This window comes from Bradyrhizobium sp. Leo114, from assembly GCF_055229415.2.
Window position 1 is genome coordinate 39,788 of the sequence record NZ_JBUYEN020000027.1, and the last position, 25,666, is coordinate 65,453.

The 25,666-nt window shown below is 61.5% G+C and carries 28 protein-coding genes and 1 pseudogene; 18 read left to right on the plus strand and 11 right to left on the minus strand.

Annotated features, from left to right (window positions below):
• Positions 1–75 precede the first annotated feature (75 nt).
• From ACZIRK_RS28410 to cyoD, 4 genes are read left to right on the plus strand one after another with little or no spacing between them, the layout of a single operon-like run.
• Entirely contained in the window at positions 76–909 is an 834-nt protein-coding gene (locus ACZIRK_RS28410; RefSeq protein WP_474418603.1) for a cytochrome ubiquinol oxidase subunit II, read from the plus strand.
• Entirely contained in the window at positions 899–2,896 is a 1,998-nt protein-coding gene (gene cyoB, locus ACZIRK_RS28415; RefSeq protein ID WP_474418604.1) for a cytochrome o ubiquinol oxidase subunit I, read from the plus strand. The genes ACZIRK_RS28410 and cyoB overlap by 11 nt, the downstream gene beginning before the upstream one ends.
• A gap of 3 nt (positions 2,897–2,899) precedes the next feature.
• On the plus strand, positions 2,900–3,550 hold the full coding sequence (locus ACZIRK_RS28420; RefSeq protein WP_208824491.1) for a cytochrome (ubi)quinol oxidase subunit III: 651 nt from the start codon (positions 2,900–2,902) through the stop codon (positions 3,548–3,550).
• Positions 3,547–3,936: a cytochrome o ubiquinol oxidase subunit IV gene (gene cyoD, locus ACZIRK_RS28425; protein WP_474418605.1), complete on the plus strand. Its 390-nt coding sequence runs from the start codon at positions 3,547–3,549 to the stop codon at positions 3,934–3,936. The genes ACZIRK_RS28420 and cyoD overlap by 4 nt, the downstream gene beginning before the upstream one ends.
• 25 nt (positions 3,937–3,961) lie before the next feature.
• On the opposite strand, the gene ACZIRK_RS28430 is transcribed toward cyoD, so the two are convergent.
• From ACZIRK_RS28430 to ACZIRK_RS28440, 3 genes are all read right to left on the minus strand, one after another.
• Entirely contained in the window at positions 3,962–5,116 is a 1,155-nt protein-coding gene (locus tag ACZIRK_RS28430) for an OpgC domain-containing protein (protein WP_474418606.1), read from the minus strand.
• A 176-nt stretch (positions 5,117–5,292) separates the two neighbouring features.
• Entirely contained in the window at positions 5,293–5,568 is a 276-nt protein-coding gene (locus ACZIRK_RS28435; RefSeq protein ID WP_474418660.1) for a hypothetical protein, read from the minus strand.
• 107 nt (positions 5,569–5,675) lie between these two features.
• Complete coding sequence (locus ACZIRK_RS28440) at positions 5,676–6,314, minus strand: S24 family peptidase (RefSeq protein ID WP_130223634.1); 639 nt, start codon at positions 6,312–6,314, stop codon at positions 5,676–5,678.
• 134 nt (positions 6,315–6,448) lie between these two features.
• On the opposite strand from ACZIRK_RS28440, the gene ACZIRK_RS28445 reads away from it, so the two are divergent.
• Both ACZIRK_RS28445 and ACZIRK_RS28450 read left to right on the plus strand, forming a co-directional pair.
• Positions 6,449–6,988: a GcrA family cell cycle regulator gene (locus ACZIRK_RS28445; RefSeq protein ID WP_474418607.1), complete on the plus strand. Its 540-nt coding sequence runs from the start codon at positions 6,449–6,451 to the stop codon at positions 6,986–6,988.
• 97 nt (positions 6,989–7,085) lie between these two features.
• Complete coding sequence (locus ACZIRK_RS28450) at positions 7,086–7,661, plus strand: DUF6456 domain-containing protein (RefSeq protein ID WP_028164883.1); 576 nt, start codon at positions 7,086–7,088, stop codon at positions 7,659–7,661.
• On the opposite strand, the gene bamA is transcribed toward ACZIRK_RS28450, so the two are convergent.
• Entirely contained in the window at positions 7,642–10,068 is a 2,427-nt protein-coding gene (gene bamA, locus ACZIRK_RS28455; RefSeq protein ID WP_474418608.1) for an outer membrane protein assembly factor BamA, read from the minus strand. The genes ACZIRK_RS28450 and bamA overlap by 20 nt on opposite strands.
• A 161-nt stretch (positions 10,069–10,229) precedes the next feature.
• Here bamA and ACZIRK_RS28460 point away from each other — a divergent pair, with 161 nt between their 5' ends.
• Together ACZIRK_RS28460 and ACZIRK_RS28465 are read left to right on the plus strand one after the other, a co-directional pair.
• Complete coding sequence (locus ACZIRK_RS28460) at positions 10,230–11,282, plus strand: hypothetical protein (protein WP_474418609.1); 1,053 nt, start codon at positions 10,230–10,232, stop codon at positions 11,280–11,282.
• A gap of 196 nt (positions 11,283–11,478) precedes the next feature.
• Positions 11,479–12,732, plus strand: a complete 1,254-nt coding sequence (locus ACZIRK_RS28465) for a CaiB/BaiF CoA transferase family protein (protein ID WP_474418610.1) — start codon at positions 11,479–11,481, stop codon at positions 12,730–12,732.
• A 198-nt stretch (positions 12,733–12,930) separates the two neighbouring features.
• Here ACZIRK_RS28465 and ACZIRK_RS28470 read toward each other — a convergent pair whose 3' ends face one another.
• The 5 genes from ACZIRK_RS28470 to ACZIRK_RS28490 all read right to left on the minus strand — a co-directional run bounded on the left by ACZIRK_RS28470 (position 12,931) and on the right by ACZIRK_RS28490 (position 16,312).
• On the minus strand, positions 12,931–13,089 hold the full coding sequence (locus tag ACZIRK_RS28470; protein WP_474418611.1) for a hypothetical protein: 159 nt from the start codon (positions 13,087–13,089) through the stop codon (positions 12,931–12,933).
• 119 nt (positions 13,090–13,208) lie between these two features.
• On the minus strand, positions 13,209–13,529 hold the full coding sequence (locus tag ACZIRK_RS28475; protein ID WP_456643150.1) for a cupin domain-containing protein: 321 nt from the start codon (positions 13,527–13,529) through the stop codon (positions 13,209–13,211).
• Positions 13,526–14,233 carry a YqcI/YcgG family protein gene (locus ACZIRK_RS28480; protein WP_474418612.1) on the minus strand — a complete coding sequence of 236 codons (708 nt, stop codon included), beginning with the start codon at positions 14,231–14,233 and terminating at the stop codon, positions 13,526–13,528. Before ACZIRK_RS28480 ends, ACZIRK_RS28475 begins: the two co-directional genes overlap by 4 nt.
• Before the next feature lie 73 nt (positions 14,234–14,306).
• Positions 14,307–15,599, minus strand: a complete 1,293-nt coding sequence (locus tag ACZIRK_RS28485) for an MFS transporter (protein WP_474418613.1) — start codon at positions 15,597–15,599, stop codon at positions 14,307–14,309.
• The gene (locus ACZIRK_RS28490) at positions 15,599–16,312 is read right to left on the minus strand and encodes a hypothetical protein (RefSeq protein ID WP_474418614.1); all 714 of its coding nucleotides are present in this window, start codon (positions 16,310–16,312) and stop codon (positions 15,599–15,601) included. The genes ACZIRK_RS28485 and ACZIRK_RS28490 overlap by 1 nt, the downstream gene beginning before the upstream one ends.
• A gap of 116 nt (positions 16,313–16,428) precedes the next feature.
• On the opposite strand from ACZIRK_RS28490, the gene ACZIRK_RS28495 reads away from it, so the two are divergent.
• The 3 genes from ACZIRK_RS28495 to ACZIRK_RS28505 all read left to right on the plus strand — a co-directional run bounded on the left by ACZIRK_RS28495 (position 16,429) and on the right by ACZIRK_RS28505 (position 19,102).
• Complete coding sequence (locus ACZIRK_RS28495; RefSeq protein WP_474418615.1) at positions 16,429–17,394, plus strand: GlxA family transcriptional regulator; 966 nt, start codon at positions 16,429–16,431, stop codon at positions 17,392–17,394.
• A 146-nt stretch (positions 17,395–17,540) separates the two neighbouring features.
• Entirely contained in the window at positions 17,541–18,674 is a 1,134-nt protein-coding gene (locus tag ACZIRK_RS28500; protein WP_474418616.1) for an alpha-hydroxy acid oxidase, read from the plus strand.
• Positions 18,675–18,877: 203 nt separating this feature from the next.
• Positions 18,878–19,102 (plus strand): hypothetical protein, encoded by a 225-nt coding sequence (locus ACZIRK_RS28505; RefSeq protein WP_245474541.1) that lies wholly within the window; start codon positions 18,878–18,880, stop codon positions 19,100–19,102.
• A gap of 8 nt (positions 19,103–19,110) precedes the next feature.
• Here the strand turns inward: ACZIRK_RS28505 and ACZIRK_RS28510 are convergent, their stop codons facing one another.
• Together ACZIRK_RS28510 and ACZIRK_RS28515 are read right to left on the minus strand one after the other, a co-directional pair.
• The gene (locus tag ACZIRK_RS28510; RefSeq protein WP_028164894.1) at positions 19,111–19,296 is read right to left on the minus strand and encodes a hypothetical protein; all 186 of its coding nucleotides are present in this window, start codon (positions 19,294–19,296) and stop codon (positions 19,111–19,113) included.
• A 165-nt stretch (positions 19,297–19,461) separates the two neighbouring features.
• Positions 19,462–19,722, minus strand: a complete 261-nt coding sequence (locus ACZIRK_RS28515) for a hypothetical protein (RefSeq protein ID WP_130223614.1) — start codon at positions 19,720–19,722, stop codon at positions 19,462–19,464.
• 193 nt (positions 19,723–19,915) lie between these two features.
• Between ACZIRK_RS28515 and ACZIRK_RS28520 the strand changes: the two genes are divergently transcribed.
• The 7 genes and pseudogenes from ACZIRK_RS28520 to ACZIRK_RS28550 all read left to right on the plus strand — a co-directional run bounded on the left by ACZIRK_RS28520 (position 19,916) and on the right by ACZIRK_RS28550 (position 25,562).
• Positions 19,916–20,191 (plus strand): hypothetical protein, encoded by a 276-nt coding sequence (locus tag ACZIRK_RS28520; protein WP_474418617.1) that lies wholly within the window; start codon positions 19,916–19,918, stop codon positions 20,189–20,191.
• 650 nt (positions 20,192–20,841) lie between these two features.
• Positions 20,842–21,096, plus strand: coding sequence for a hypothetical protein (locus ACZIRK_RS28525; protein ID WP_474418618.1), 255 nt, complete (start codon positions 20,842–20,844; stop codon positions 21,094–21,096).
• Positions 21,059–21,619: pseudogene (locus ACZIRK_RS28530) on the plus strand (phage terminase large subunit); the annotation flags it as partial. The gene ACZIRK_RS28525 and the pseudogene ACZIRK_RS28530, both read left to right, overlap by 38 nt.
• Before the next feature lie 430 nt (positions 21,620–22,049).
• Complete coding sequence (locus tag ACZIRK_RS28535; protein ID WP_474418619.1) at positions 22,050–22,478, plus strand: GNAT family N-acetyltransferase; 429 nt, start codon at positions 22,050–22,052, stop codon at positions 22,476–22,478.
• A 237-nt stretch (positions 22,479–22,715) separates the two neighbouring features.
• Complete coding sequence (locus ACZIRK_RS28540; RefSeq protein WP_474418620.1) at positions 22,716–23,942, plus strand: acyl-CoA dehydrogenase family protein; 1,227 nt, start codon at positions 22,716–22,718, stop codon at positions 23,940–23,942.
• Positions 23,943–23,952: 10 nt separating this feature from the next.
• Positions 23,953–24,501 carry a flavin reductase family protein gene (locus ACZIRK_RS28545; protein WP_474418621.1) on the plus strand — a complete coding sequence of 183 codons (549 nt, stop codon included), beginning with the start codon at positions 23,953–23,955 and terminating at the stop codon, positions 24,499–24,501.
• A gap of 326 nt (positions 24,502–24,827) precedes the next feature.
• Complete coding sequence (locus ACZIRK_RS28550) at positions 24,828–25,562, plus strand: Crp/Fnr family transcriptional regulator (RefSeq protein WP_027582438.1); 735 nt, start codon at positions 24,828–24,830, stop codon at positions 25,560–25,562.
• Positions 25,563–25,666: the final 104 nt, after the last annotated feature.

The following is a 25,666-nucleotide window of genomic DNA, read 5'->3' on the forward strand; positions in this document are numbered from 1 at the left end:
CGACCAAGCCGATCTCGTCCGCCGAAGTGTCGTTCCAAGACCCCGCTGTAGCAACAACACGGTCACGGCTTCGCGATGAACATCTTCGATCCGCAAGGTCCGATCGCCGCTGCCCAGAAGACAATTCTGATCGACTCGGTCGGGATCATGCTGGCGATCGTCCTGCCGACGATCGCGGCAATCTTTGCCTTTGCATTCTGGTTTCGCGAGTCCAATCCACGGGCGACCTATCAGCCCCATTGGGCTTATTCCGGCCGCCTCGAGCTCGTGGTGTGGTCGATCCCGACGCTGACGATCATCCTGCTTGGCGGGGTGGCGTGGATTGGATCGCATCAGCTCGATCCCGCCCGGCCCATTGATGGGACCGGCGCGCCGGTCCGCATCCAGGTCGTGTCGCTCGATTGGAAGTGGCTCTTCATCTATCCGGACCAGGGGATCGCAACGGTCAACACGCTGACGGTACCGGTCGGCTCTCCCCTTGATCTTGAGTTGACCTCCGGCAGCGTGATGAACGCGTTCTTCATCCCGCAGCTTGGCAGCATGATCTATACGATGAACGGGATGGTGACGCGGTTGAAGCTGCGCGCCGACAATCAGGGTACCCTTCAGGGCCTGTCGTCTCATTTCAGCGGGGATGGCTTTCCCAATATGATGTTCGACGTTCAGGTCGTACCGCAACTCGAGTTTCCTGATTGGGTGGCACGCGCCGCCCAGACCAATCGTGTCTTGAATGCGGAGAGCTATGGAAAGCTCGCCCAGCAGTCAGTCGAGACCGTGACATCGACCTATCGGCTCGAGGATCCGCGGCTGTTCAACGCCATCGTGACCCAGGAGATACCCCCGGGGCCGGGACCGAAGCTGACGTCAGAAAGCGCGCAGTCGCATATCGGAGGCCAAGATGTTCGGTAAGCTGAACTGGTCCGCGATTCCGATCGATCAGCCGATTCCGATGATCGCCTCGGGCGCCGTCGCGCTCGTCATCCTCGGGGTCCTGGTCTGGGTCGTCCTTGCCGGCCACCTGCCATATCTCTGGCGCGAATGGATCACCAGCGTCGATCACAAGCGGATCGGTGTGATGTATACCTTGCTCGCCATGGTCATGCTGCTGCGCGGCTTCTCCGACGCTATCATGATGCGATCGCAGCAGGCAGTTGCCTTCCAGTCGCAAGGCTATCTGCCGCCAGAGCACTACAACCAGATATTCTCCGCGCACGGCACCATCATGATCTTCTTCGTGGCGATGCCGTTCGTGATCGGGCTGATGAATTTGGTGGTGCCGCTGCAGCTCGGCGTGCGGGACGTGGCGTTTCCGACCTTGAATTCCGTCGGCTTCTGGCTCACCGCAACAGGCGCGCTGCTGGTCAACATCTCGCTCGTGGTGGGCGAGTTCGCGCGCACCGGATGGCTGCCTTATCCGCCGCTGTCCGGACTCACTTATTCGCCGGGTGTCGGCGTCGACTATTATCTCTGGGCGCTTCAGATCTCCGGCGTCGGCACGCTGGTTGCCGGCATCAATCTCGTTACCACGGTGCTGAAGCTGCGCACCAGGGGCATGACCTATTTGCGGATGCCAATGTTCTGCTGGACCACGCTCGCCTCGAGTTTGTTGATCGTGGCGGCGTTTCCGATCCTGACAGCAACGCTGGCGATGCTGATTCTCGACCGTTATTTCGGCTTCCATTTCTTCACCAATGAGGCCGGCGGCAACGTGATGATGTTCATGAACCTGATCTGGGCGTGGGGTCACCCCGAGGTCTACATCCTTGTACTGCCCGCGTTCGGAATCTTCTCCGAGGTGGTCTCGACGTTTTCGGGCAAGCCGCTGTTCGGCTATCGGTCCATGGTGCTCGCAACCATGGCGATCTGCGTCATCTCCTTCATGGTGTGGCTGCACCATTTCTTCACCATGGGTGCCGGTCCCTATGTCAATGCGATCTTCGGGATCGCCAGTATGATCATCGCGGTGCCGACCGGCGTGAAGATCTACAACTGGCTGTTCACGATGTATGGTGGACGGGTGCGGTTCGACACGCCGATGCTGTGGGCGATCGGCTTCATGGTGACGTTCATCCTCGGTGGCCTCACCGGCGTGCTGGTCGCCGTGCCGCCAGCCGATTTCCTGCTTCACAACAGCCTGTTCCTGGTCGCTCACTTTCACAACGTGATCATCGGCGGCGTGCTGTTCGGCGCTTTCGCGGGCTATGCCTACTGGTTTCCAAAGGCGTTCGGCTTCCGCCTGCATGAGGGGCTCGGCAAGGCGGCGTTCTGGTGCTGGCTGATCGGGTTTTACGTTGCGTTCATGCCGCTCTATGCGCTCGGTTTTCTCGGCATGACGCGGCGAATGCAGCACTACGACGTCGCGGAATGGCGGCCGTGGCTTCTGATCGCGGCGGCTGGTGCCGTGATTATCCTGATCGGGATCATCTTCCAGATCATGCAGCTCACCGTCAGCATTCGGCATCGTGAAGAGCTGCGCGACCGCACCGGCGATCCCTGGGATGGGCGATCGCTGGAATGGGCAACGGCTTCGCCACCACCGGTGTTCAATTTCGCGATTCCACCTGATGTGACCGGCGAAGATGCCTACTGGTCATTGAAGGCGCATGCCAAGCAGCAGGGCCTCGAGAAGCGCGAGCTCGACTACAAGGACATCGAGATGCCGCGCAATTCCCCGACCGGCTTCGTGTGCGCCTTCTTCGCGACCATCATGGGCTTTGCGTTGATCTGGCACATCTGGTGGATGGTCGCGGCCGGCGCGATCGGTGCCTTCGCCACCTTCGTCGCATTCGCATGGCGGGACCATGACGAATACGTCATCCCCGCGAAGGAGGTGGCGCGCATCGACCGCGCCAATATGGAAGAGCGGCGCGCCCTGACCAGCCTGGCGGGAGCCTGAGCCATGGCCGACACGACGCTGGCATATGCTCAAGCCGATCCGCACCGTCTGCGCGGGATCGCGCATGCCGCGGTCGCGCACACGGGACCGGTGCCGAAGCGGATCGTCACGGGATTCGGCTTCTGGATATTCCTGCTCAGCGACATCGTCATGTTCTCGTGCTTCTTCGCGACCTATGCGGTCCTGGTTGACCAGACCGCAGGGGGGCCGAAGGGGGCCGAACTGTTCGACCTCAGGAGAGTCGCGATCGAGACCGTCTTGCTGTTGCTGTCGAGTTTCACCTGCGGGCTCGCCAACATCGCGGCTGACGTCCGAAACAAGCTCTGGTTCCAGGTGGGCATGGCGGCAACCTGCGTCCTCGGGCTCGCTTTTCTCTACCTCGAGGGACGGGAGTTTGCGGACCTGGTCGCGCGCGGGGCGGGGCCGACGCGCAGCGCGTTTCTGACCGCCTTCTTCAGCCTGGTCGGTTGCCATGGCCTGCATGTCTCTGCCGGCATCCTCTGGCTGCTGACGATGATGGCGCAGGTGGTCGCCAAGGGCTTTCGAGCCGACATCGGGCGACGCATCATGTGCTTTGCGCTGTTCTGGCACGCCCTCGATATCATCTGGGTCGCGGTATTTTCGGTGGTCTATCTGCTCGGAAGCAAGCCATGAGCGATCAAACCTCGGACCAGCACCGCATCGATCTGGCGCCGGGCGACGAACGCGAAGGCGGCGTTGGCCTGCGCGTACTCGGCTATGTCACCGGCCTCGGCCTTGCGCTCCTGCTGACGGCGACCTCGTTCTTTGTTGCCGGCACCGATCTGGTCTGGCAGCCGAGCATTCCCGTCGCCATTATCGTGCTGGCGATCGCCCAGATGGGCGTGCATCTGGTCTTCTTCCTTCACCTCACGACCGGTCCTGACAACACCAACAACGTGATGGCGCTTGCCTTCGGCGTGCTCATCGTCTTCCTGGTGATTGGCGGCTCGCTATGGATCATGGCGAACCTCAATCAGAACATGATGCCGATGGACCAGATCATCCAGATGCAGCGCTAGCGCCGCACGCCTCCATGAAGCTGCATCAGGATCGTACGCCGACCGCGGATTTGTGGTCCTGCCGCTTGGACCAGGACGCGTAATAGGCGACGCAGGTCATGCCGAGAATGCCGGCGGCGCTGACCAGCACCTGCATCGCCAGCGACTTGGGGCCTGTGATCAGAACCAGGTGCCCGGCAAATGAAAGGAAGATGCCGGAGCAGAACACCGCCAGCCATTCCTCGCCGCATTTGATGAGGGGCTGCACCGCCTGCAACTGGAGTCCGTACCAGTCGCGAGGTATCAGCATGGTGAAAAAGAACGCCATTGCGAGCAGGTGCAGCACCCGATAGGGAGCGAGGTTCGCCTTGTCGTTGGGCGGAAAGGCATCGAGCACTGAACTGGGTATCATTTCCGCCAGCGCAGGTGATTTCCCGGCCGACATGATCGTCAGGGCGACGAGCAGGTAGATCAACGCGGTGACGCGCAAGGCCGGAAGCTTCTGCATCGCGCGAACCAGGTGTGCATCTCCTGCGCCACCGACCGCGAACCAAGCGCCCAGCACGAACAGCAATTGCCAGCAGAACGGATTGAGATACCAGCCCCCCTCCGGAAAGGCGGTCAGATTCCAGTCGAAGTGCCGCGCCGACAGATAGAGTGCAAAGGATCCAAGCATCGTCAGACGCGGCCAGCGCATCATGCCGAACAGCACGGCGGGAAGGAACGCCATGAGGACGATGAAGAGCTGCAATACGTCCAGGTTGAGCGGCTTGGCCTGCAGCAGCAAGCCGCGGACGATTACGCGAATCGGGTGCTCGATGAAGTCGGTGATGTTGAATTCGGCGAAGAGATCGGGCGCGGCGGATTGGGCCGCGACATATCCGATCAGGTCGACGTAGACGACGAACAGCACCACATAGGCTGCGTAGAGCTGCCATACCCGCTTGAGCACACGGGTCGCTCCCACGACGAAGCCACGTTCCACAACGATCTTCCCGTACATGATCGCAGCGGCATAGCCGATCACAAATACAAACAGCTCGGTCGCCCCGCTGAATCCAAAGTTCCGCAAGGTCAACGCACTGACGGCGTTGTGCGGAATATGATCCAGGAACAGGGACCAGGTCGCGATGCCGAGCAGAAGGAATATGCGTAGATCGCCGTCGCGCGCCGCGATCTCAGCCTTCACATATGGATTCATTGAGAGCAAGACTTCACAAATTCGGAGCAGCGAATCGCGAATCCATCGCACCCCGCCGCTACTCCGAATAGCCGTTTGGCCGAACATATTTGATCTGCAGCTGACGAATTAAAGCCGCGGACGATCACGTTTTCGAAATTGGAATGTGATTCATCGCGATTCATGTGAAGGGCCGATCATGCTTGCTCGTGCTTGCGCAGATCGCGGCGATGGTCGAACGTGCACGCCTGCAGGTCGGCTTCGGCCGCGCTGATGTCGGGGAGGGCGGCCTCGGCGAGGATATCGGCCGTCACGTCCTCGACAACCGAATCGGAGATTTCGTGGATGAAGCTGATATTCCTGTATTCGCCCGATACAACCCGCGCGATGACCTCGCGCCTCGTGATTTCGGGATCAACGACGGCCTCGCGGCCGCGCCGGCCGTAATCGATCATCACGACGAAATACTGCATGTCGGCCAAATCGGCCACCTCTCTCGACAGGAGTCGATGGCGACATAATTTCCGAAAATCGGAAATTTGTCAAGTGTAATTTCTGAAAATCAGAAATTGGAGGCCGTCTATTTCTCCGGCGTCCGAGGCCCCTGCGTCTTGGCGGCTTTGCGGGACCGTGCGGCCGCCTTGCTGCGCAGTCGCTCGATCTGGCCTCGCGGCAGGGTCACGCAGATTTCGCCGATCCATTCGAGCTTCACCCCGTTGATCGGCTTGGCGTTGAAGCTCGTGAGGTTGACCACCGTCGGCGACTTTCCGCGCTCGATCGTCTTCAGATAGCGCTCGCCGGTCTTCAGGCGAACGGCAGCCTCTTCGCCATAGAAGCTCGAGAGCGGATGTCGCTGCTCGCGATAGACGACAATGATGTCGCCATTCTCGTATTTCGGCAGCATGGAATCGCCAGATACTTCGAATGCGATGATTTCTTCTGCGATCGGGAAGGGTAACTCGACCTCACCGAGCCCCTCGGGCGGCACCTGCTCATATTCCGGCTCGATCGACGCGCCGGCACCGACACGCCCCATGACCGGCACCGAGTTGAGCTCGAGATATTCCATGATCGGTGCAATCTCGGACGCCTTGATCAGGCGTATCCCGGAGAGGATTTCGGAAACAGCGCCGGGGCGAACACCCATCGCCTGCGCGAGCCCACCCTTGGTCTTGCCTGGCTTCCGCAGGCCCCGCTCGATCAATCTGGCGTCCAGCATGGCGTATCCTTCTTTCGAATCCCCGGAAAGCGTAGCAATTCTGATAATCAGAAATCAAGCTTGACTTTCATTTCGGAATATCAGAAATTGGCGGGTGAGGCGTCGGGCGCCGAAGCGAAGGACAAGAATCAACAATGGAAGTGACAGGCTGGGCGTCCGAACATTCGGACGCGTTGCGGGAATATCTCGCCCAAGGCATGAGTTTTGCGAAGATCGCCAAGACGATCAACGCCAGATTCAACACCGACTATACGAGAAGCGCCGCGATCGGCCGTGCCAGGCGGCTCGGCCTGTCGACGCCAGACGGTTCGCCACCGGTGACGCCGCGGCCGACGCCAGTGCCGCAGTTGAACAGGTCGAGCGAGCCGCGGGAACGCCAGCCAAGATCGATCGAATTCCCTTGGCCGATGCCTGTGTTCGAGAAGGCGCCGCAGGTCGAGCTCCGTTGTGTCGAGATCGCGCCGCGCCACCTTTCGCTGGTGGAGCTCCAATACGGCGATTGCCGATACCCCTATGGCGGTGACAGCGATGGCGAACCCATCACGTTTTGTGGTCATCGGAGGCGGCCAGGCTCAAGCTACTGCACGCCCCATTTCTACTTGAGCCGCAATCCGGAGCTCGAGACGGAGCCGTTACAGAGCATCGCGCCGCTGCGCCTAAGCGAGCCGGCATAGCGGCGTACGCGCCTCCCACCTCATCCATCTTGCTAGCGACCCGTCTTGCCGCCGGCGAGATGGTCCCGGTTGAATTTTGCCCTGAAGGAGCCAAGCCATGCCGCGCGCCAAACGCAAGAAACCATATCATCCCGCAAGAGCACATGACCGCCGCGCACAGGATTTGCCGTACAACGCCGAAGTCGCTACCGTTGAGGTCGACGATCCACTTGCGCTCGAGCCTGGAGACAAAGTCGTTGCGCTGCGCTCGGTCCGCAACGATCCGCTCGGACGCCTGCATTCGCACCGTCAGATCGATGATACCCAGTTTCGAGGTGGCCGCGCGTTTCAGAGTGATTGGGAGAAGGCCGAGCGTGGGCCGCGCGCGGTCGACACGACCAGGGAATATGTCGATGGTGGCACGCAGCGCGAGCCGATCACCGAGGCCCAGCGCAGGGCGGTATCGCGGCTCAACCGGGTCGAGCGCGAACTCGGCGCCGACGGTTCGGCACTGGTGCACGAAGTCCTGATCCTCGGCATGACCATGGAGCAGGTCGGCGAGCGGCGGGGACTGCGAACCCAGCGCTGGAACGATTACTTTGCGCGGCGCCTCAAGGAATGTCTCGACCGGCTGGCGCTAATCTACGGCTTTGCGACGCCGCATCCCGTTCCCGTCAAAAGCCTCCAGCGCTGAAGCGGAGCGGCTGCACCACGTCATAGGCGGCTTTGGTCAATGGCAAGGCATAGTCAACGGTGAGTGCGCCGAAGGGGGAGGCCCAAGTGAGGCCCATGCCGACCGAGGAGCGCACGACGTTTTTATTGCCAACTTGCAGCGCGGTGCCGCCCACGCTGGTCGGACCGGTATAACGGAATACACTTCCGGCATCGACGAAAGCCGATGCCTTGAGGCCGTATTCGTCCGGCACGCCGGGAATTCCGCTCTGTAGTTCCGCCGTCGTCGCCCAATAGGCACTGCCGCCGACGTTATCCATGGTGGTGCCGGGCGTCAGATCACGTGGGCCGAAGCCGTTGGTGGCAAAGCCCCGGACCATGGTCGGTCCGCCGAAAAAGCTGTTCATCAGCGGCACCTGCTGACCGCCCCAGCCGGTGACGTAGCCGCCCTGAGCGCGGACCATGCCGACGAGGTCGCCCGCGAGTGATTGATAGTAGCGCGCGTCTTCGCTGGTCCGCAGGAACTTCACGTCGCCGCCGAGGCCGGCCAGATCCTGGCTCAGTTGCGACCTTAATCCGCTCGTAGGGCTCTTGTTGTTGTCGAGCGTGCTGTAGGTCGAGGTCGAACCAACGGCGGAGACCCAGGCTGGCCCATTAGCGGCGGCCTGCTGGACTGCGAGGGAAGGGGGCAAGCCGGAGCTGGTCGGGCCGAGCGAGATGTCCTGGTTGTAGATCGAGTAACGCCATTGCACGCCGAGCTGCTCGGTGATCGGCGTGCCCAATTGCAGGGTCGAGCCATAGGTCGTGCTGTTATAGGACTGATAGCTGCTCACCTCGCTCTGCCGGCCGAACAGTTCGATTCCCGCCGACACCTTTGTGCCGAGGAAATAGGGCTCTGACGCCGCGAGGTCGATGCCGCGGGCGTATTGGCCATAGCTCACAGAGGCCTGAACGTTCTTTCCGGTCCCATAGAAATTGCGGTCGCCCACCTTGACCTCGACCAGCGCGCCGTCAGTACTCGAGTAGCCGCCGGAGATCTTGAACTCGCCGGTTGCCTGCTCCACGGTCTCGACATCGAGCACGACGCGATCAGGCGTTGAGCCGGGCCGATTGGAGATCTTGACGGTCTTGAAGTAGTTCAAGTTCTTCAATCGCCGCTCCGCGCGATCGATCAGCGTCTTGTTGTAGGGATCGCCCTCGGCGATGTCGAACTCGCGTCGGATCACATAGTCGCGCGTGTGGGTGTTGCCGTGGATCTCGATGCGCTCGACATAGGTGCGCGGCCCCTGGTCGATCACGAACGTGACATCGATCCGCTGTGCAGCGGCATCGCGTGCGATGCGCGTCACCGTCTGCGCAAAGGGATAACCGAGCTTGGCCATCTCGACGGCAAGGAGTTCGGTGCTCTTGTCGAGCGCGTTGCCGTCAAACACCGCGCCGGCGCGAGCGGGCGCGACCCCGCGCAGTTTTTGCGGATCGAGCCCGGGAATGTTGCAGGCGATGCTGACATCGCCGAAGTGATAGAGTGGGCCTTCATCGATCACAAAAGTGACTGCAAATCCCTTGGCCGCTGGATCGTATTCGGCCGTTGCCGAGCGAACGGCGGCATCCGCATAGCCCTTGCTGCGATAATAGAGGCGCAACTGCTCCTGATCCTGCGCGACGCGGTCCGGATCGTAGACGTCGCCGCCGGTCAGAAAACTGAGCATGTTGGTGGCCGACGTCTTGATCACGGCGTTGAGCTGGCGTGCGCCGAATGTCCGATTGCCAACAAACTTGATCTGGCGTACGGGCGTTTTCGTACCCTCCGTGATCACATAAACGAGATCGACGCGGCCGTTGCCGCGGTCGATGATTTCGGGCGCGACGCGGACGTCGTCGCGTCCGGCATGGCGGTAAACTTCGATGATATGGCCGACGTCCGACTGCACCGTTGCACGCTGCAGGCTGCCGTGCGGCTTGGACTCGATCGCGGCGGCCAGATCGGCATCCTTTATTCTCCTGTTACCCTCGAAGGCGACACGGTCGAGGATTGGCGCTTCCGCTACACGCACCGTCAGACCATCGCCGGTACGCTCGATCGAGACTTTCTCGAACAGGCCCGTTGCGACCAGCGCCTTCAAGGCTTCATCGCGCGCGGCTTCATCGAGCCGGCCGTCCGGCCCTGGATGAAAGTAGGAGCGTACGGTATCGGCCTCGACCCGGCGATTGCCTTCGACGATAATTGTCGTTGTTGGCGCCGGCACGCCCTCGGCGGCAAGCGGTGCGGCCGCGTTCAACAGGGCTGCGGCGGCGACAAGCACCGAGCCGATCAGGCGCAGCCTCGATGGTTGCCGATACAGCGTGATGCGCTCGAGCTTCACGTCCCTTGCGGTCTCCCATTGACCGGCGATATCGAATTGCCGGTGCCGGGCAAAACGATGTCGCATCTGGGGTGAGTTGCAGGCTGGAATTGGCCGCCCGCCATAATTTGAGCGCGCATATTTAACCTGGCGGTTCTCAGAATTGTCGCAATGGCCGCATCATGCTTTGCAGCACAAAGTCCGAGATGTTGGTGCGGTGATACATCAACGCTCGCCAGGAGTGCCGGATGCGTTACGCAGCTCTCGTCGTAAGCTCCCTGCTGCTGATGCAATCGGCGCATGCGGAGAAGACGCCGGACATCGACCCGCGCGCCTCGCTCGCCGTAGTCCAGCAGTGGATCTATAATTATCGCGCCAAGCCGGATTACGCCCATGTGCCGGCCGCGGTGCGCATTCTCTTCCATTCGCAAAGCTTCAAGGAGCCGGAAAATGCCGGCATCTATCTCGGCTTTATCGCCGGTGCGATCGGCTCCAATCCGGAAAAGGCCGAGCAACTGGTTGCGAGTTTCTTCCCCGTCGCGCCGGAAGATGAATGGGTGATCGTGCGCGCAATCGCCTATTCCGGGCTGGTTGACTGGCGGAATATCCTGCGCAGGGTCGCGGCGCGAATGCCGGGGCGCCGCGTGATGATTGACAGCTACCTTTCGGGCAGGCTGCCGACACTCAACGATATTCCACTCGAGGAGGCGACTCCCGGGATGATGGACAAGCTGCGCGTCGCGTTTACGCGCAATCCGTTCTCCAAGGAGGAGAGGAAGCTGAACACAAAGCTGAGCTTTGCCACCAACCAGGATCTCCTGGACACGCTATGGGGATATTATTTTGCGACCGGCTCCCATGTTCCGATCCAGCGCATCATCGAAATGCTGCCGTGGAGCAGGAGCCGTGATACCGTTGACAAGCTCACGGTCGGCAGCATGGCGCGCTATACGCTGGCAAGCTATGCGATCCGCGACGCCAGCCTGCGTGATTTCCTGCGCAACGAACTGGCGCGGCAGAAACCGCCGATCAAGGCGCCGCTCGCGGAGGTCGTCGATGCGGCCGATACGGTGGAGATCGCGGCGCTGCGCAAGGATGCCCTTGCTGCCGTCGACGAACTCAAGGCCAAGGGCTCCGATAGCCGGCGCAATCTGGACTTCTGGGGCCAGGTTGGCGTCGGCGCGCTCTCGCTCGGGTGCGTCTCGGCGGCGGCGCTCGGGCAGGTCGCGATCGGCATCCCCTGCGTGATCGGTGGCTCGGCCTCGCAGGGACTGTTGCAGTTCTGGGAAAAGCAGCAATGAGGCTCGATCGGGCGTAGTGCCCTTTCTCACCGCGGAATATCGGCGGTCTGAGCCGGTAGCCATGTCAGGCTGATATCCCGCCCTGCAAAATCCGGGTTTGGCCTCACCTTGGTGCTTCCGCTAGAAAGTCGTGGCGTCGCTCTTGGCGACCACGGGTGTTTGCCCGTGAACTGACAATAAGAGGAAACACCCAACCATGACCGCTGGACCACAATTGCCCGAGCGCGCGCCGCGCGCAAAGGGCGAACCGACCGCCCTCGATGGTCTGCTGGTTATCGATTTCACCCGCGTGGTTGCCGGTCCCGCCTGTACGCAGACGCTTGCCGACTTCGGCGCGGAGGTCATCAAGATCGAAAATCCAGATGGCGGCGACGACACGCGCGCCTATGAGCATGCGGAAATCGGCGGCGAGAGCGCGGCCTATCTCAGCCTCAACCGTAACAAGCGGGGTATTGCGCTCGACTTCACCAATCCCGCCGCGCTCGAGGTGGTGCGCGAACTCATCGCCAAGGCTGATGTCGTGGTGGAGAATTTCTCCGGCGGCGTGATGAAGAAGTTCGGCCTCGACTATGCTTCGGTGGCGCCGAGCAATCCGCGACTGATCTATTGCTCGATCTCGGCCTATGGCCGCAAGGGCGAGTTTGCCCTGCGACCGGGGTTCGATCCGATCACGCAGGCCGAAAGCGGCTTCATGTCGCTGAACGGTTTTCCCGATAGTGAGCCGGTGCGGACCGGTCCGCCGATCGTCGACATGGCGACCGGCATGTCGGCCTGCAACGCGATCCTGCTTGCCTTGCTGGCGCGCGACCGGCTCGGGCGCGGCCAGCATGTCGAGGTCGCGCTGATCGATATGGCGGTAGCGATGACCGGATTTTACGGCATGGCCTATCTGATCAGCGGCCAGAATCCCGGTCGCTTCGGCAATTCGCCAAACGGTTCGCCAACGGTCGGTCTCTACCAGGCCGCCGACGGTCCGCTCTACATGGCCTGCGCCAACGACCGGCTGTACCGCCGCCTCGTCACCGAAGTGTTCGACCGGCCGGATCTCATCACCCATCCCGATTTCGCGCACCGCAAGAACCGGACCGCAAACAGAGAGAAGCTGCGCGCGATCATTGCCGGCATCTTTGCTACCGACCGGCTCGAAAACTGGATGGCGAAGATGAAGAAGGCCAATATTCCGGTCGGCTATCTGCGCACGGTCGAGCAGGGGTTCAATGCGCCGGAAGTGCGCGACCGTGATCGCCTCAGCAGGATTCCGCACCCGACCGCGGGCTTCGTTCCCAATATCGAGACGCCGATCGGGATGAGCGTTACGCCGACCGTCGATCCGGTTGCCGCGCCGCTGCTTGGCCAGCACACCAGGGACGTGCTGCGCGCCACGCTCGGCTATGACGACGGCCGTATCGCGGCGCTGAAGAAAGCTGGAGCGTTCGGGAAGACGGACTAAGCGGACCATCGTCTGGCGGATCGGCCTGGGCACGCTCCGCCGGCGATCTCTAGAGTATATTCGGTTCTGATTGAATCAGAACCGGAGCTCTAGATTCTTGTTTTGACGCGTTTTCTTCACGCGAACCGGCATCCACTTCGCTCGAAAACGCTGTAGCCTTGGGCCGATCTCGCTTTTCGAGCCAGCCAAGCTACAGCTTCAGTTCGGCTTGCTGCGGAGTTTGATGTTTGGCCTCTCGTCCGCTTCCTTGTGCTCGGCCCGGTCGATCTCGAGACGCGCCATCCGGAGTATCAAGGTGGCTGTGGTCAGACCGAGGCGTTCGGCCTCTTGGGCTGCGGTTTCAACCTTCTTGGCCAAGCCGTCGCGTTTGCCTGGATATGCCATAAATTCTTCCTCTCCTAATAAGCGGATTAACAATCCAAGTTGTGTGTTGTGGAGCTGCAGTAGATAGCTCGGAGCTCCATCGAGCGAAACGATCAGTTGCGCGCCATATTGGCGGGTGGCTGGGTCGCGATTGCATAGACCGCACCGCCTTCCAGCGCTTCCGATTGGTGGACCGTGCCGGCCGGGAGGAAGATGGTATCGCCGGCGCTGACGATGCGCTGACCGCCATCCCAGGTGAAATTCAGCCTGCCGCTGATGATCATCAGGATCTCGTCGACCGGATGGGTGTGGAAGCTATGGACCTTGCCCGCAACGTCATGCTGCAGTTCGATCGAGCCTTGTTCCGGAAGCAGGTTGAGGATCGCCGGATCGATCGCGAATTCGGTCTTCTGAGCTGTCACAATCCTGGTCATGCCGCTTGCTCCGTGTTGCTGGTGTGACCCGACTTGCTCTGCGCGAGCTTGGCGAAGGGGCAGCCCCCTACGGAATGGTTGTCGTCCTGCAGGAAATATTGCTGGTACTCGCGCCCGTTGGTCGCGCCGTAGCGTCCGAGCAGCGGCGAGGGACCGGTGCTGTCGTAAGGAATGAGCCGTTTGCGCACTTCCGCGAATGCCGCATTGGCCGCCTTTTCCGTTCCGAGGATCTTTTCGAACACCCACCGCGGCTGGAAGGTCAGCATGAACGCGCTGGAGCGACGGCTCTGGCGCATCACATGCGCCGGCGTCGTGCACACCACGAAGATCGGTTCGCCGGCGAAGGAGAATTCCCACATGGGATCGTCCAACTGTTCAGGAATGTCGCTTGGCCAAGCAGACTTGTCCAGCCGCGCAAGCTGGTCGAGCGTCGACCACATCTTGCGATAATAGGCGTCAAGCGTTTGTACCGGGCGCGGCCGCGTAAACATGATCAGTGAAGTATTGGGGCCGAACGAGCGGGCTTGCGAGACATAGTGCGCTAGCTGTTCTCCGAGCACTTCGACGTCGTACGGATCGAGGAACAGGTAGCGGAGCTGGTCCTGGCGATAACCGGCTACGCCGAACACGCAGGGGAACGGTCTCGCTTCGCTGCTCATCTGCGCTTCGAACTCGGCGAACATCACGCTTTGCCAACTGCTCACCGCAAATTTCGACGCGACTTCTTCTCTTCTCAAGAACAAACGCTCCATAACGCCCCCTACAAGGTTAACGCCACTACTGAACTATCAGTTTGCCTCTCATCAAAAGCGGTCCGGCAATCCCGGGCAGCGACATAAGCAGCAGAATTGCGATCAAGGTACCGTAGCCGGCATCTCCGATCGCACCTGCGCCATGTGCGGTATCGGCTACGGCGAACTGGCTCGCGACAAGCATGGCGAACCCGATGATCGGTTGCGCGATGCCGGTAAAGATCCCGGCCGCGGTCGTGTTCACGGATGCGCCGACGCCGATGAGGTCGGCCGTGTAGAGCCGCTTGGTGCATTTGAGCACAAGGGGGACCGTTCCGCCGGCGACCAGGCCGAGCGTGGTGAACACCACGGTGACATAAACAAGGCCGAATGCCTTGGCGATCGGCGGCAGCAGCATCGCGACGAGGATCATGCGGAGCACGCAAATGCGGATCAGTGCTGCGTCGAGTGCCGCCACGCGGTCGGCTGCGTGACCGAGGAAGATGGAGCCGATGGCGTTGCCGATCATGAAGGCAAGCAGCGGCGTTCCGGCGGCGATCGGCGAGATGTTGAAGAAGTGCGCCACCATCGGAATGCCCCATACTCCCGACAGCGTCGTCACCACTGCGAAGTGGGACGCAAAGGTCATGGCGCATCCCCAATTGGCGACATGCGACAACGATTGCCGTGCGGCGCCGATGACGCTCTTCAGCGTCTTGTTGCCGGATGACATCGGATTTGGTTTTAATGCGAACTTGGCGGCGACGAGATTGGCGAGGCCGACAGCGGCTATGAACAGAAAGCAGGCGCGCCACCCGAAGCCCGTTACGGCGGCCGCAAGCGGCGTCGTCGCGATCACGCCTCCGACATATCCCGACACCTGTGAGATGCCCGACATGATGCCGAACCGCTCATCGGAGAAGTTCTGCGCGACCAGCTTCAAGAGCGCTGTGAACACCAGCGCATCGCCGCAGGCGACGATCAGGCGCGCTGCGAAGACATCAAGCAGGTTCGGCGCCAGCGCAAAGGCTGCGCTGCCCAGCGACGAAGCGGCCATGCTGGCTAGCACCACGCGCTTGACGCCGTAACGGTCGACCAGAAGGCCGGCCGGAATCTGCATCAGCGTGTAGCCCCAGAAGTAGCCGGAGGCGAGCATCGCGACGCCCGCGGCGTCGGTACCGAAGTCGTGCATCAGGCTCAGATTGACCGATTGCGGCGAGACGCGCTGCAGGAAGGCGATGGCGTAGGCGACAGCGACCGTCGCCCAGGCCCAATAGGCTCGGTCACCGAGCCGCGAGGCCGTCGAGGCGTATGCGGTTTGCTGACCCAGCATCGACATCACACCCTCGCAAATCCAACCGAGAATAGTGCATCCGCCGAATCCGGAATCATGCGGGACATCGCCGCATCGACCAGTGATGCGGTGCCGCGGTAAGCTTGCCGATGGTGCTTAATGTGGCCATAGGCGCCGCGCATGATCATTTCAGGCACCTCGAGCGGTTTGCCGGGATAGAGGGTTGTGCACATCTCGACGCAGGCTGCCTGCAGGGCGGAATCCCTGATGTCGTCGAGCAGCGAGGGCGTCACTTTCTCGCAGATCTTGGCATTGGCCGCCCAGACGATTGGATTGCGTGTCCGCCATCCGTAGAACAGGCCGCCAATTCCCTTTGCTGCGGAGCTTGCACGCTTCAGCACTTCCTGAGTGAAGAAGCCGTACAGACCGTGTCCCTGGTGAGCCGGAAGCACCTCGGTGCCGCTGCGATAGACCGCAGGTCCGCATGACATCTGCAGCACGCGATAGACGGAAAAGGCCGCCAGTCCCAAGCTGTCAAACACAAGGATGAGGCTATACTTGCGGTCGAATGGGGGAGAGCTTGCGGTCCAGTGCGGCTCCGTCGCCTTCCAGTTTACGGCGATGATGCCATTCATGGCGTCCATCAGCGGCTGGCGGTCGGAAGCTCCGATGCAGGATGCATCCGGAAAACTGTAGACTGCATAACCGGTCCAGGGCGAGTTGATGGCCTGGTATTGGCTGCCGAGCTTTCGCACCATGGCAGAACTCCACTGTCCATAGAGAGCTATACAGGCGAGGCTCGAATGGCTTAAAGGACAATATGCCCTCGAAATCTGCCAAATCCCGACGGCTCCCTCCGCGCCCGCAGGCCGCGATGCGGCGGATTGCGATTGTCGCTTTCCCCGGCGTGACACTGCTCGACATCTCCGGGCCGGCGCAGGTGTTCGCCGAATTGGAGGCAATCGAGTTGCCGGGCCCCGGATATTCGCTTTCCTATCTGTCCACCTCGGGCGGACTGGTTTCGACGGATGTGGGGATGATGATCGGCACGGCTCCGATCAGCAGCGTGCGACCGCACCAGATCGACACGTTGGTGATCCCGGGTGGCCCCGGCATCTGGGAGATCCGCAATGACGCGCGCTTGATGAAATGGATTTCGCAGGCGCTGCCGCAGGTACGCCGGATCGCCTCGGTCTGCCTCGGGGCTTTCGCGCTCGCCTGGACCGGTGTGCTGGACGGCAAGCGCGCTGCGACGCACTGGCGCTATTGCCCGCGGCTGCAGGACAGCTTTCCAAATGTCCGCGTCGAGCCCAATGCGATCTTCGTCAAGGATGGGCATGTCTGGTCATCGGCCGGCGTCAGCGCCGGCATCGACCTGGCGCTCGCCATGATCGAAGAGGATTTCGGCCATACGATTGCGCTCGATGTTGCCCGGCGGCTGGTGGTGTTCCTGAAACGGCCGGGCGGTCAGAGCCAGTTCTCGACCGTTCTCGCAGCACAGGCTTCCGATGTCGAAGGTCGCTTCAGCGCGCTCCATGCCTGGATCATCGAAAACATCGCCAGCGATCTCCAGGTGGAAACATTGGCCGCGAAAGCCGGCATGACACCGCGCACCTTCGCCCGCACCTATGCCAGCCGCACCGGCATGACGCCGGCAAACGGCGTCGAGGCCCTCCGCGTCGAAACCGCTCGGCTGCTGCTGGAGAGCCGGCAAATACGCGGCGTCGTCGAGGTCGCCAAACGTGCCGGCTTTGGTGACGACGAGCGGATGCGGCGCGCCTTCCTCAGGCACCTCGGCGTATCGCCGACCGAATACAGAAACCGCTTTTCGGGCGGTTGAGCGCTGGAGTTCTCCGCTGTCGGCAGACGGGTGATCGCAAGCGAATAGCTGCCCTTCATTTGCATCCGGGATTTAGCCCTTCAAGGCGGTAGCTTTTGCCGCTTATCTGCGGCTAATGTGCCGGTCAAAACGGGAGAGAAACCACCATGAATGACGGGACCTCCATCCGGCCGACACGCAATGTCGAACTCGGGGCCAGCGGCGAAGAATACCAGAACCTGCACGAATTTGTCCGTAAGGCTCGCGCCAGGCTGAACCAGAACGCCTGGGATTACATCGTCGGCGCTTCCGAGACCGAGACCACGCTGCGGCGCAACCGGGTGGCGCTGGATGAGATCGCGTTCCGGCCGCGTGTGCTGCGCAACGTCGTTCACGTCGATGCTTCGACGGAGGTGTTCGGGCGCAAGTTGCGACTGCCGGTCATGCTTGCACCGGTCGGCGCGCTGGAGATCTTCGATCCTGCGGCGGGAGCGGCGGTCGCCCGCGGCGCGGGCGCATTCGGCGCGGCGCACATGCTGAGCTCGGTGTCCGAGCCGGGGCTTGAGAATACCGCGAAGGCCGCACCCGATGCGCTGCGCATTTTCCAGCTCTATGTCCGCGGGGATGATGCCTTTGTCGAGGACGTCGTCAGCCGCAGTGTTGCCAACGGCTATTCCGCATTCTGCCTGACCGTCGACACCGCCCATTACAGTCGTCGCGAGCGCGACATTGCCAAGCGGTACGTGCGGGAAAGCCGTATTCGCGCCACCGGTGGCGACTTCCAGAAAGGGCTGGAATGGCGGACGGTGAAGTTGATCAAGGACAAGTTCAAGATACCGCTGGTCATCAAGGGGATCGCGACCGCGGAGGACGCGGTCATCGCGCTCGATCACGGCGTCGACTGGATCTACGTGTCCAACCATGGAGGCCGTCAGCTCGATCACGGCCGCGGTGCGATGCACGTCCTGCCGGAAATCGTCGAGGCGGTGAGGGGCCGCGCCAAGATCATGGTGGACGGCTCGTTCTGCCGCGGCACCGACATCGTGAAGGCGATCGCCTCGGGCGCCGATCTCGTCGGCATCGGTCGCCTGCAATGCTGGGCGCTGGCCGCCGATGGCGAGAGGGGCGTCGCCCGCATGCTGGAATTGCTGGAAGACGAGGTGATCCGCTGCCTCGGTCTGCTCGGCGTGACCAGCTTCGCCGAACTCGACAAGTCCTACCTGCATCCGGCGACGGCGACCAACCCGCCGGGCGTGTTCAGCGCGTTTCCGCTGTTAGACATCGAGCCGTATCGCTATTAGAGCATTTTCGGTTCTGATGGAATCAGAACCGAAGCTCTAGATTCTTGTTTTGACGCGTTTTCTTCGCGCGAACCGGTGTCCACTTCGCTCGAAAACGCTCCAGCGGCAGCGATTTCCTACTTCCGGAAGCGGGCGAGGAACGCGAAGGCGCCTGTCGCGTTATCGCAACCATCGCCGCCGCATCCGAGAAGCGGGAAACGAGAATGCCGGAATGGTCGACGCGAATGGCGGATAACCCGTTCGCAGATTTTTCTCTCGAACGAGCCATTGCGCTCCGCTGGGCGTTGCGGGACATCCAGGCTCGCCGCCTGAAGATATCCCCTGTCAGCGACGAGGACCTCCGCGTCCTGAGCGAGCTCGGTCTGGTCGAGTTGCAGGACGAGAGTCCCGTTCTGACTCAGGCCGGCATGGCGGTGCTGAGCGGCTGATGCAAGCTTTAGCGGGCCTGCAGGAAGCTCTCGCCGGAGTCGCACGGCGTGCAGCGATAGGTCAGCACGTCGTAAACCTGATCTCGCGGCTCGATCGAGGCGAGGCGCATCTGTGCGCCGCACTTCATGCATGGCATTTCGATGCCGGTCTTGAATCGCGTGCAGGTCGGCGTCGGCCGGAATGTGCGCAGCATTGGATCCCCTCTCCCCCAAAGAGACGCAACGCCACTGACTTGTGGGCGAACAACCCACCGAATCACTGTGCCACACTCTCGCCACCATTGGAATCCGGGCAGGTTCGATGCCGCCAGAAAATGTTTATCGAGGGAGGTGTCGACAGCCGTGCCTGGCTGCTGCGCTCAACGCCGCCGCGCTACCGCGACGCCGAACAGGAATGCGACGAACAGGCTCGTTAGCGGCGCTTCGCGGGTGATCGCGCTGATCGTGGAAAGCGTGCCGCCGGGTTGACGCGAGGTCTTGATCGCGTCGCTGAGCCGGTCGATCGCAGCCCGAAGACCATCGGAAACGTCCGTGATCGTACGCGATACATCGGTTGCGGTGTCGATCGCGCGTTCGCCAAGGCTGGGCTGCAGCGGGGATTCGGGTGTTTCGAAGTTCACGGCTAGAACCTCATGAAATCTGGTCTGGCAGCGCACGCCGCGCTGAAGGTCATCCTCAGCGGCAACCTATCAAATGCGTCAACGGCCAATTTGTTCCGCGTGCGGACAGTCCGTTCGGTCTGGCGGGCGCGGAACCTCCGAGCTCCCGAGGATTTGTTCGTCAGGCCACACGCATTCGATGGAGAAGAGTCCTTTGAACGAAAGACGTTCGAACCGGCACGGCGGGGCGCCACTGTTGGTCGCACTGGCGGTGGCAGCGGCCGGCGTGCTCGGCATATTGGTCGTCGATCATGGTCCATGGAGCAAGCCGAAGGTACAGCCGGCCGCGACGGCCAATTACTCCACGACCGGGGAAGCCGCGCGAGCGGCAGGCGCCGCGGTCATGCCGACGGAGCCGAAATCGCCGATCGAACCTGCTCCGCCCGGACCGAAGCCCGCGCATCCGGCTAACTCCACGGCGCCGGAATGACACTCGAGGCTGGTTTTCGTTTGCTTCGCTCACACGGGATCTGTGCGGTTCAGCGCACGCTGACGAACTGGTCCCGAACGTCGAAGTCGTTTCTGAGAAAGCGTTTGACGCGTCGGGCAAATCAGGAGCATAAGGACATCGTCGCGGAATTCGTCAATGCCCGCAGCGGAAGTCACCGCTGCGGGCATTTTGCTGTCCCAGCGTGCGACCACCGATGATGCGCCGCCGGATCGCTGGCTCTGCGCCAAGTCAACTCGGACGTTGACACGTCGGGCAAATCAGGGGCATAAGGACATCATCGCAAACATTGTGAAGCCCGCGCGGAGAAATCCGCGGCGGGCTTTTTCTTTTCCGTTTTTCGAATCGGACGACGGCGGCGCGTCACGACGCCACATCTCCATGCCCCGACGCCGCGCGTCGCAAGCGCGCCGTCGTCCGAACCACTTTCACCGTCAATCAGCCGGCGCGCGCGAACGCGCCGGCCTCGCGGCCTGGCGCAGATGTGCCATGGCCGCAAGCGGCCCCCGACGATCCAGGGGATAAGGTTCGCGCCGAAATGATCGCTGTCTCCGGAGCGATCTGCCGCAAATTCAATACGCCGTCGCGCGCAAGCGAAGCCATACGACCTTCCTGATCTGCATGAGACTTAAGTGGCAAAAACTCTTACCGAAATTCGTTCGCTCGCCCGCAGTCACACCAGAACAGCGTTGAACGTCCTGGTGGGGATCATGCGCAGCAAAGATGCAACGCCGGCTGCGCGCGTGTCCGCCGCCAATGCCGTTCTCGACCGTGGCTGGGGCAAGGCCCCGCAGGCGATCGAGAACGGCGATGGCCAGCTAGAACTCGTCCACCGAATAGAGCGCGTCATTGTCCATCCTGAAAATTCCGACCGCGAAAGCATTTGAACCGCTGCTGCAACCCGGCCGATACAAGGGAGCATTCGGCGGGCGCGGCTCGGGAAAATCGCATTTCTTTGGAGAGCTTCTGGTCGAAACCTGCCAGGCCGAGCGTGGCACGCTCGCGGTCTGCATCCGCGAGGCGCAACGGACATTGGCACAGTCCTCAAAACGGCTGATCGAAAGCAAGATCGCTTCGCTCGGCATCGGCAGCGGCTTCAAGCTGTTTGCCGACAAGATTGAGACGCCGGGTGACGGTATCATAATCTTCCGAGGCCTTCAGGACCATACGGCGGACTCGATCAAGTCACTGGAAGGTTTTCGCATCGCCTGGGTCGACGAGGCGCAGTCACTGACCGCGCGCAGCCTCGCGCTGTTGCGTCCGACCATTCGCGCCGAAGGCTCCGAATTGTGGGCGAGCTGGAATCCGCGGCGCAAGTCGGACGCGATCGATGATTTCCTGCGCGCGCGAAAACCGCCGGGTGCGATCGTCGTGCACGCGAACTGGCGCGACAATCCCTGGTTTCCGGCCGTGCTCGAGGAAGAGCGGCGGACCGACCTGTCGCTCTATCCCGATCGCTATGATCACATCTGGGAGGGGGACTACGTGCGAGCGTTCGAAGGCGCCTATTTCGCCGAGATGCTGACGCAGGCGCGGAAAGAGGGACGCATCGGAAAGGTTTCCGCCGATCCGCTGCTGCCCTTGCGCGCCTTCATCGATATCGGCGGCTCCGGTGCGACCGCCGATGCCTTCACGATCTGGGTGACGCAGTGGGTCGGAGCTGAATTGCGGGCCGATTTCCAGCACTTGCGACGTTGGCGGCGGAGCGTAGAGCAAGCTCAGAGTTACACTTTCAAGGCAGTAATCACGGTCATCGCCACCGGGTTGCTTGGGGCAATCTGGCTGGGCATTAAGGCGACTCTCGCCAAGTGAATGCCGAGGGACTGGAGGGAACTCACCGATGTATCGAATTCGCGAGGTCGACGGCCAGGATGAAGACGTCGCGGACACACTTGCCGAACTGCATCAGCAGACGTTCTTCGACCGGGCGCGCGTTCCTCAGTTCGATCATGGACATTGGTGGTTTGCGTTCGACGGAGCTGAGCCGGTGGCGTTTGCCGGACTTGTTGCTTCGACGCATGTCGACAACGCCGGCTACTTTTGCCGGGTTGGCGTACTAAGAGAGCATTTGGGCCGGTCTCTTCAACTGCGCCTCATGCGCGCCCTCGAGGCTCGTGCACGCCGCAACGGATGGCATTCGATCGTTTCGGATACCACAGACAATATCCCCTCTGCCAACAACTTCATCCGTGCGGGGTATCGGCTGTATCAGCCGCAGGCTCCCTGGGCGTGGCCGCACACGCTGTACTGGCGGAAAACCGTGGAGTGAGGCTCGAAGCGAGCTCGCGAATGGGAGCCCGCAGGAGGTTAGACGAGGCACGCAGGTCCGTGAGAAGTTCCGAACAAGCCCGGTGGCCGTCCTGGCCGCCGGGCTTATTTTTGCTTCCAGGCGGCAACTCGTTCACGTCGGGATGCTGCGAGGAGTCTTGATCCGTGGTGTTCAAGCGATAAACTGCGAGCGGTCTTGGCCACTTTGGGATCAGAAAGGCCGAGCGGGAAAACGCCAATGGCAACGGACGGCCACAGCCCCGGTGGAAGCTCGCCTATCGAGCGGCAAGCAGAAGATTATGTGGCCATGGTCGCGCGTGCCAGGGCACTCATTCCGGCACTTCGCGAGCGGGCGGCACGGACCGAGGAATTACGGCGCCTGCCGGCGGAGACCGATTACGATCTGCATAACGCCGGCCTGTTCCGGATTCTGCAGCCGAGGCGCGTCGGCGGCGCGGAGCTCGACTATGTCGCGCTGATCGATTGTGCCGATGCGCTGGGGCAGGGCGATGCTTCCGTTGCGTGGAATTTCGCCAATCTTGCGAGCCACCACTGGATGCTTGGGATGTTCGATCCACAGGCTCAGGATGTGGTCTGGAGCAAGGAACCGAATACTCTGATTGCGTCCTCCTTCATATTCCCTGCCGGCCGGGCGCGGAAGGTCGATGGCGGCTACGTGTTGACCGGATGCTGGCCATTCTCGTCGGGCGTCGAATCCTGCGAATGGAATATGCTTGGCAGCGTGGTCTCCTCCGATGACGAGGCCGATGGAGTCGAATATCGGATATTCCTGCTCAATCGGCGGGACTACAGGATCAAGGATATCTGGAACGCGACCGGCCTGCGCGGGACCGGCTCGAATGAGGTCGAGGTCGAGGGAGCCTTTGTCGCAAATTCGATGTCGATCGCGGTGAGCGATCTCGCGGGTGGGCCGACGCCTGGCAGTTCGGTCAATCCGAACCCGCTCTACGCGCTGCCGGTCTTTGCGCTGTTTCCATATGTCTTGTCAGGCGTTGCCCTCGGCAATGCACAGGCATGTCTCGACGACTATGTCGGGATCGCCCGCCATCGCGTTTCGACCTCCAATCGCGCCAAGCTTGGCGACATGCAGAGCACACAGATCAAGATCGCGGAAGCTTCCGCCAAGATCGATGCGGCGCGCCTGATCATGCGAGCGAACTGCATCGGCGCGATGGCGAACTCACGGAGCGGCCATATCCCCGATATCGCCGCCAAGACCAGGCTGCGGCGCGACGGCGCTTTCTCAGTCAATCTCTGCAGCGAGGCGGTATCGCTGTTGTTCGCCGCAAGCGGGGCGCGCAGCCTTTTCACGTCAGGTACGTTGCAGCGGCAGTTCCGCGACGCCCATGCGGTCAATTCACACCTTGCCTTCAATTTCGATGCGGCGGGGACCAACTATGGACGCGTGGCGCTGGGCTTGCCGTCCGAAAATCTGACGCTCTGAGGTTCACCGGATGTCTGATGTACCCAAGCATCCGGCCGACCCGGCCAACGAATTTGCCAGCGGAAACTCGCCGATCGATCCACGGGATTTTCGGAATGCGCTGGGCACATTCGCGACCGGTGTCACGATCGTGACGGCGATGGCCGCGGACGGCAGGCCATATGGCGTCACCTGCAACTCCTTTGCGTCGGTATCGCTGAATCCGCCGTTGGTGTTGTGGAGCCTTGGCCTGTTCTCGCAGGGCCTGCCCATCTTCCAGAATGCGAGCCACTTCACGGTCAATGTGCTCGGCGCGTCCCAGCAGGCATTAGCGTCGCAATTTGCAAAATCCTCAAACGATAAATTCGCCGGGGTGAGCTGGACGCCTGGACTGGGGAGCGCGCCCGTCATCGCCGACTGCGTCGCCAACTTTCAATGTCGTGCCGTCAATCGCTACTATGGCGGCGATCACGTCATATTCTTGGGTGCGGTTGAGGCCTATTCCTACAACCGGCAGGAGCCCCTGCTGTTTGCGCGCGGGTCGTTCGGTCGCCTTCTCGCGGACGAGGGCGGCAAATAGACCCGGATTGTCGCGGGTGACGAGGCCGGGGGGCGCGGCAGCGCTCCAGCAAATTGGCGCAGTCACTTTGGAACGTGAAGCTGAAATTACTTAAGTTTGTCGTAGAGTTGTCGGATGTGTCGCACGTGCCGTCCAGGTGGCAGATGCAGGCGAGAGCTACTTGGGCGAGACAGGAGAGGGCTCCGGACGGCTGGCTTCCCACGTCAGGATCGGAGCGTTACACTCACATCAACGTATGAGGCCGCTTTCCAGTTGAAAAGCCGGTTTTGGTTGACTACGGAAGAACTACATCCCAGGCAGTCTTTGCTTTCGGAGTTGTAACGAGCGTGCCCCAGGATAAAACGGGCGAGACTCGCGGATTTTCGACCAGCAAATTGTCGGTTCTCCGCAAGCATCCATACTTTGTCGATCTCGAACCCGAGGCGTTCGAGCAGCTTTGCCGTTACGCCAAGCACACGACGCTGAAGCGCGGAGCTGCGATCTTCTCGAAGGGAGATCCGGGCACAAGCCTGTTTGCTGTCATATCGGGCACCGTCAAGATCAGCATCTCATCGCCCGACGGTCGCAACGCGATCCTGAACCTGATCGAGGCCGGAGAGATCTTCGGCGAGATCGCGGTGCTTGATTCAGGGTTGCGGACAGCCGACGCTACCGCGAACAGCAATTGCGAACTTTTCATCATCGATAAGCGCGAATTCATTCCCTTCGTCCGAAGCCAGCCGGCGCTTGCGATGAAGTTCATCGAGCTCCTGTGCATACGGCTGCGCTGGACCAGCGATCAAGTCGAACAGGTCATCCTGCAAGACCTTCCGGGTCGGGTCGCCAGTGCTTTGCTTCGCCTTACCGAAAAGCACAAGCCTGAGCCGCAAGGTCGTGTCATTGCCATCACCCAGCAAGAGATCAGCGAGATGGTCGGCATGACCCGTGAAAGCATCAATAAGCAGCTCCGGGTTTGGGCCACGCGTGGCTGGGTGAGGCTCGAGCATGGTGCGATCGTGGTGCTGAAGCCGGAAGAACTACAGACCCTGGTCGATTCTGGATCGGAAAACGGCAGCGAATAGCACGCTCCGTGACATCTTTCACAACGCGGTGAGTTCGTCGGGCCTGTGAAGCTGCTCACAGGGTGGTGGCGCGCGTTGCGGTAACCCCACGACAGGGACCGCAA